The organism is Bacillus sp. S4, assembly GCF_040838205.1.
GTDB classification, from domain to species: Bacteria; Bacillota; Bacilli; order Bacillales; family Bacillaceae_G; genus Bacillus_A; species Bacillus_A cereus_U.
In genome coordinates, this window is the sequence record NZ_JBFPJI010000178.1 from 1 (window position 1) to 6667 (window position 6667).

A 6667-nucleotide genomic window follows, 5' to 3' on the forward strand; every position below is an offset into this window, starting at 1 on the left:
TGTTGAATGGATTCAATAAGATAAATTTGTATCTATATAACGAAAAAAACGCCATCCTTTTTATAGAAAGGATGGCGTTTTTTTATGTCTGTTTTTAAATCTGACGAGTTACAATTATTTGCACAGGAAATTCAATGTCTTTTGTCCCATATCGCTAAAGATGTTGGGTTTGTACAGCGAACGAGCATGTAGTAGGTCCTTTGGATTCTTTTTTATTTTAGCGAGAATACTTAGTGAATAGTTGAATTGCTTTTTCAGGTACATAGAATTTCCCATTGCTTTCTACAACGATGCTTCCTAATTCATGATCTTTTCCACCGATACAGATAATGTTTTTATTAACAAACAATTTGGCCTCCGTATTATCGCGTTTTACTACAAGCACCGGGTTTCGTGCATCTTTTTTGTCAATCGTTACAGTTGCACCAATTTGTTTAAAGGCTGTTTCAGCATCTAAGAATAATTTCTTAGTGATTTCTCCTAATTGAAAGCCCATTGCTTTGGCCATTATTTTCGCAATGTCTGTATTTTGGACTAAACCGTATGGCTTTTGAGGACCGTAAGAGTATAAGAATACATCTTCACCTGTATGACCACCAGTTGTAAAACCGATGTTCGCCCGGTTGGCCAATAATTTAGTAAGGATTGGACCTACATCAGTTTTCTTTTGTGCAGCTTTTAATTTTTTTCTTTCATCATCAGTTAGGTTGTCTAAACCGTAAAGTGCAGCTACTTCTTTTATATTAGATAAATCATCTTTTAGTTTACTTGTAGCACCTTCAAGTGTCATTTTCGCCTTTTTCAGTGGGTCAATGTAAGCTGATACTGGTGTAGTATCATATCCTTTTGTGGTATTGCTGTTACCAATGGAAATACCGCTATTACCATGATCCGCTAGAGCAATGACCATAGTGTTACCATCTTTCTTCGCAAATGTTAACGCTTCTGTAACCGCATCATCAAACGCCAATACATCGCTAATCATCCCGATTGGGTCATTTGCATGTGCTGCCCAATCTGCCTTACTACCTTCTACGAATAAGAAGAAACCATCTTTATCTTTTGATAATGTTTGAATTGCTTTTCTCGTCATCAGGGAAAGAGTTGGCTGTTTAGGCTGGTTTGCTTCACGATCCATATCGAACGCAAGGGCAGTATTAGAGAAAGAACCCCAGATTTTATTTGATTTGGAGTTTAGTAACGCATCTTTTGTTTCGACAAAGTCGTACCCTTTGCCTTGAATCACTTTTACTAAATCTTCGTTGTCTTTACGAATTCCATTGCTTGTCGTAGGCTGAAGTGCTGCCTTTCCACCACCTAATACAACTTCTATATTTTGATAAACTTGCTGTTCACCAAGCACTTCAAAATTCTTGCGGTTAGCATGGTGGGCAGAGAAACTAGCCGGAGTAGCATGCTGAATTTCTGATGTAGCAATGATTCCTGTCGCGCGGCCGGAACGTTTTGCGCCTTCTAAGACGTTGGCAACTGGACGAAACTTGCAGTCTTCTTTCACTGGTTCTAAGCCAGGTGAATTCACAACAGAAGGTGATACGCCCACGTAGCCTGAATTAGATTTATTTCCGGTCGCTAAAGCTGTGGCTGCCGGTGCAGAGTCCGTAATAGCTGATTCTGCTGAATACGTACGAACACCTCCGGATACAATTTGATCTAGTGCAAGAGATGAACCTTTGTACCACCGGGCTAATGTTGTAGCAGAAGAGCTTGTCCCATCTATAACCATAAAAATTACATTTTTAGGTTGCTTTCCTACTTTTTTCACCTCAGCTTTTACCTCGTTACCGTTCATCATGCTTCCTGCTGCTAATGACCATAGCACTACCGTTCCCGCTAAAGTTAGTCCCATTATTTTTTTACGAAGAGTAGTCATTGTGGTTCCTCCATTGGTTGTTTTCGATATCCCAATCTAGCGTTCGTATGTAAACAAGATTTATTATTAGTAGTACCCTATTGCAACGAAACTAACAATAACTATGGAGTCAAAAAGTTAAATTTAAGCTACTTACTCAGCAATCGCTTCTCCTCATATAAACCTCTGTGTGCCCTTAGTTGCACGGTCTTTCCTATAAAAAGAATCTTCTCTTTATTTTATGGGAAACATTTAAAAAAGGATGGTGGGAAAATGACAATTGATCGAGTTTGTACAATTGGTCCAGCAAGTAATAATGAAGAAACATTAGCGCAGTTAATAAACAATGGTATGAAAATTGTTCGGTTGAATTTATCACATGGCACGCATGAAAGTCATAAAGATATCATTCGTTTAGTAAAATCGTTAGACGATTCTATTAAAATTCTAGGGGATGTACAAGGTCCTAAAATAAGATTGGGTGAAATGAAAGAGGAACAAATTACACTTGAAGCAGGGGAGTTATTTATTTTACATACTCATCCAGTACAAGGGAATAAAGAAGAAGCAAGTGTTGATTATGTAGGGATTGCGAATGACGTGAAGGTTGGTAGTAGGATTCTTATAAATGATGGAGAAGTTGAGTTAATCGCTGAAAAGGTAAGTGCGGACAAAATAGAAACGAGGATAAAAACAGGTGGAAATATTGCCTCTCATAAAGGGGTGAATTTACCAGGTGCAATTGTTAGTTTACCAGCTATTACAGAGAAAGATAAAAAAGACATTCAGTTTCTTTTAGAAGAGAATGTTGATTTTATTGCGTGTTCCTTTGTGCGGAAACCTAGTCATATAAAGGAAATACGAGAGTTTATACAAGAACATAAAGAAACTTCCCCGAATTTAATTGCAAAAATAGAAACGATGGAAGCAATCGAGAATTTTCAAGACATATGCAAAGAAGTAGATGGCATTATGATCGCAAGGGGAGATTTAGGTGTGGAACTGCCGTATCAATTTATTCCGCTTTTACAAAAAATGATGATTCGTGAGTGCAATCGAACGAATACATATGTAATTACAGCGACACAAATGCTTCAATCTATGGTAGATCACTCTATTCCTACAAGAGCTGAGGTGACTGATGTATTTCAGGCTGTATTGGACGGAACGAATGCTGTTATGCTTTCTGCTGAAAGCGCGTCAGGGGATCATCCAATTGAAAGTGTGAAAACATTACGTCTCGTTTCTGAATTCGCTGAGCATGTAAAAAAAGACGGTCCTTTTGCGATGAAAGATGTACTGGAATTACTGCATAAGTCTCTTTAGTTTATATAGAAGGATTTATCTCTCATCCTAAAAACGTACAGAAACGAATCAGGGTATGAGGTGCCATTTTAGAGTATTTACTTACAGATTGAAAGGTGGCATGCTTGCTACCTATATGAAAGAATCGTTATGGAACATAGAGGTCTTTCGAAAATCGAAAGAAGGATATTAAATTAATTAATCCAATTATCTCATTTAAAATATGTTCATTCCTATTCATAAATGATATCCTTATAGTTGAATACTTTTGCTGAACCAGCAAGAATTTGTTGTTCTTTCTGTATGAATTCAACTTTTTTATGGAAAGATATGTTAGTAAGTGTGCAATTTGAACGTTTTATTTTTTAGAGTATGATAGGAGGAGAATGAATATGGAAGCAATTGAAGTAGGCGAAATTTTTAGTCTTACCGATGAGAATAATGAAGAACAGGAAGTTGAAGTGCTTGGAGCGATGGATGTCGAAGGAGCAGAATACATTGCGGTTGCCTTTGTAGAAGACATTCAAACAGAAACAGAGGAAGACATTGATATCTTCTTTTTAAAAGTAGAAGAAGATAATGAATTCTCATACATAGAGAATGACGAGGAATTTGAAAAAGTATCTGCTGCGTTTGAGAAGATTATGGACGAGCAAGAACAAGAATAATAATAGTTAGACAAAAGAGGGAGATGCATATCTGCCCTCTTTTTTTGTATATGGTTGAAAAATCTGTCTCTAATTTTTGTTTTTAATTCACTATGAATCATACACTTCTTTTGTGTTCGTCGAAGCCGCATCTAATAGAAGGAAAATCGACGCTATAATATGTATAGCGATTTGTATATAGGGAAAGAAAGCAACTAGAATAGCCAAGATTCCTATATAATTAGCATAGGCTTTCATGCCTTCCTTTTTAGCTAATACACTAGTGATGATATGTAAAGTAATTAATATAAAGAACAGTATCCCGGATAAGTCAAATAGCCCTTGAAATACGTAACAAGGAATTAATAAAAGATGAGAGATACCTGTAGTCCACTTTAATGCTTTTACGACTGCCTTCAAAGTTAATTCCTCCTAAACAATATGTGTGTATGAATATATTACCAAATATAGTGGGTAATGGATATTTTTTGTGATTCACATTTAGAGAATGTGATAATTATATTATGTAAACTAAATGGTTTTTTATTTCTTCACTAGAAAAACCACCGAAATGAGGGTGGCGCTTATTATATATAGTTATTAAATGTGTTATTTTCTAAGGAAGAGAGGGGAACCTTTACTTCACTACCTTCTTTCATATTTCGCAGCACAACTGTTTCTGTAGATAGTTCCTCTTCACCAATTATAAGTACGTATGGGATATTTTCTTTATTTGCATAGTTCAGGGCACGTTTTAATTTGCGTCCTGCTAGTTCAAGTTCGACTTTTAATGAAGTAGTAGAGCGCAATTGCTGGGCGATTTGTAAACATTGTAATTCTGTCCCGAGTGGAATGATAAAAAGATCCGCTGTAGATGATGTTGTTGATTTCTGTGATAGAGCTGCATAAATGACATCTAAACCGAATGAAATCCCTACAGTTGGATAGCTCATATTATCACCACGGAACGCTCCGATTATATTATCATAACGACCACCACTACCTATGCTTGATGTGATACTGCCATCTTGTAAAAAGATTTCATAAATAGTTCCTGTGTACATTGTGAGTCCTCGTGCTAAAAATGGATTGAATATCGTATTTTCATTTATTCCGAGAGCGAGTAAGTATTGCTGCAATTGTTGTAATTCGTTTACTCCCTCGGTAACGAGTGTATTATTAAATGCTTCTTCAAATTCAGTAAGCTTAAACTCCATACAAGATAAAACGGTACTACATACTGACTCTACTGTTTGTACAGCAATTCCTCGCCCTAATAAATCTTTCTTTACACCATCAATCCCAATCTTTTCGATTTTATCCAATGATAAAATTACGTCACTCGTTAATTCGGTAGGGATGTTAATAGACTGGAGAATACCGTTTAATAATTTTCGATTATTATATTGAATCGTTACTTCTAAGTTTAACGTTCGGAATAGTTCAAATGCCATGCTCATAAGTTCAGCTTCTGCCATGACAGACTCTACACCAACTATATCAACATCACATTGAATGAATTCACGAAATCTCCCTTGCTTAATCGGACCATCTCGAAATACTTTACCAATTTCATAACGTTTAAAAGGGAGGCGAATATTTGGATTCATCGCGACAACTTTGGCGAAGGGAATTGTTAAATCGTAACGTAAGGCAAGCTCGCGTTTTCCTTGATCCTGAAGTTTATATATTTCTTTTAAAATCTCATCACCACCGCCGTACTTGTATGACATAAGTTCATACATATTTAACGTTGGTGTTTCTAAAGGCTTGCATCCATATCGTTCAAATGTATCTTCACATGCTCTTTTAATTTTATTCCGCAGCACTTGCTCCTCTGGTAAATAGTCTTTTGTTCCTTTTACATTTTTCATTTCCACCATAATCACTCCTCTTTTAAATTAAAAAAAGCTATGCGGGTATAAAAATACCCACATAGCTTTATGAACGCTTCGTGGGTCAACAGGAAAAGCCCTGTACCCACGAAGAAAAATTTTTCTTCGGATACACGGCGTTACGTATGATGATGAAGTTGGAAAGAAGTATTAAAATTTCGCATTACAAATCTCTCCTTAACATAAGTTTTTCAAAATTATATCAGATGAATTTTGAAAAATCAATGTTTTCAGTTTTGAAAAAAGCGTGAAGTGATGTAGGAGAAATGGAAAAGAGTGTATAATAAAAGAAAACTTAATGATATGAAATAACTTTTTAAGGAGCAGCTCATGAAAAAAGATAAAACAAATGCGATGCGAATATTAGATAAAGAAAAAATTGAATATTCCATGATGTCATACGATCCAAATGACGGGAAAATTGATGGAGTATCAGTAGCGGAGAAGATTGGACGAGAAGTGAGAGAAGTATATAAAACACTTGTCGCTCAAGGGAATAGTAAAGATTATCATGTGTTCATTATCCCGGTAGATGAGGAACTAAATTTAAAAGCGGCGGCAAAAGCAGTCGGTGAAAAAAAGATAGAAATGATTCCGGTTAAAGATATTACAAAAGTTTCAGGGTATATTCGCGGTGGTTGTTCACCAGTAGGGATGAAGAAATTATTTTCTACATGTATTGATGAGAGTGCTCAATCACTTGAAACAATCATTGTAAGCGGCGGGAAAATTGGTACACAAATTGAGCTTAAAGTTGAAGATTTGATGAAAGTGACGAGAGCGCAGTTTGGAGAAGTAACGAAATAAATAGTGAAATTAAAAGGGATATAGAATCCTTACATATTTGAAAACAAAAGTGCTAGTAAACCAGTGGATTTGAAATACAATCCTTATTAAGGCTTACTTTTTAAAGAACACTTTAATTTAAATCCCACAGCATATTTATAATA

6 protein-coding genes are annotated in these 6667 nt (G+C 35.8%); 3 read left to right on the top strand and 3 right to left on the bottom strand.

Annotated elements, in window-relative coordinates; all coding sequences use genetic code 11:
* Positions 1–217: 217 nt before the first annotated feature.
* Positions 218–1891 carry an alkaline phosphatase gene (locus AB3X48_RS15370; protein WP_088099357.1) on the bottom strand — a complete coding sequence of 558 codons (1674 nt, stop codon included), beginning with the start codon at positions 1889–1891 and terminating at the stop codon, positions 218–220.
* Positions 1892–2143: 252 nt separating this feature from the next.
* Between AB3X48_RS15370 and AB3X48_RS15375 the strand changes: the two genes are divergently transcribed.
* Together AB3X48_RS15375 and AB3X48_RS15380 are read left to right on the top strand one after the other, a co-directional pair.
* On the top strand, positions 2144–3196 hold the full coding sequence (locus AB3X48_RS15375) for a pyruvate kinase (RefSeq protein ID WP_199715584.1): 1053 nt from the start codon (positions 2144–2146) through the stop codon (positions 3194–3196).
* Between the two features lie 365 nt (positions 3197–3561).
* Positions 3562–3843 carry a DUF1292 domain-containing protein gene (locus tag AB3X48_RS15380; RefSeq protein ID WP_002013967.1) on the top strand — a complete coding sequence of 94 codons (282 nt, stop codon included), beginning with the start codon at positions 3562–3564 and terminating at the stop codon, positions 3841–3843.
* 90 nt (positions 3844–3933) lie between these two features.
* Here AB3X48_RS15380 and AB3X48_RS15385 read toward each other — a convergent pair whose 3' ends face one another.
* Together AB3X48_RS15385 and AB3X48_RS15390 are read right to left on the bottom strand one after the other, a co-directional pair.
* Complete coding sequence (locus tag AB3X48_RS15385) at positions 3934–4242, bottom strand: hypothetical protein (protein WP_002110888.1); 309 nt, start codon at positions 4240–4242, stop codon at positions 3934–3936.
* Between the two features lie 167 nt (positions 4243–4409).
* Positions 4410–5705 carry a histidine--tRNA ligase gene (locus AB3X48_RS15390; protein WP_088099354.1) on the bottom strand — a complete coding sequence of 432 codons (1296 nt, stop codon included), beginning with the start codon at positions 5703–5705 and terminating at the stop codon, positions 4410–4412.
* Between the two features lie 342 nt (positions 5706–6047).
* Here AB3X48_RS15390 and ybaK point away from each other — a divergent pair, with 342 nt between their 5' ends.
* The gene (ybaK, locus tag AB3X48_RS15395) at positions 6048–6524 is read left to right on the top strand and encodes a Cys-tRNA(Pro) deacylase (protein WP_088099353.1); all 477 of its coding nucleotides are present in this window, start codon (positions 6048–6050) and stop codon (positions 6522–6524) included.
* Positions 6525–6667 lie beyond the last annotated feature (143 nt).

Bases quoted from the DNA above. Each gene is read 5' to 3' on its own strand.
- AB3X48_RS15380 (WP_002013967.1), top strand. From the start codon at position 3,562: ATGAATATGGAAGCAATTGAAGTAGGCGAAATTTTTAGTCTTACCGAT.
- ybaK (WP_088099353.1), top strand. From the start codon at position 6,048: ATGAAAAAAGATAAAACAAATGCGATGCGAATATTAGATAAAGAAAAA.
- AB3X48_RS15370 (WP_088099357.1), bottom strand. From the start codon at position 1,891: ATGACTACTCTTCGTAAAAAAATAATGGGACTAACTTTAGCGGGAACG.
- AB3X48_RS15375 (WP_199715584.1), top strand. From the start codon at position 2,144: ATGACAATTGATCGAGTTTGTACAATTGGTCCAGCAAGTAATAATGAA.
- AB3X48_RS15390 (WP_088099354.1), bottom strand. From the start codon at position 5,705: ATGGTGGAAATGAAAAATGTAAAAGGAACAAAAGACTATTTACCAGAG.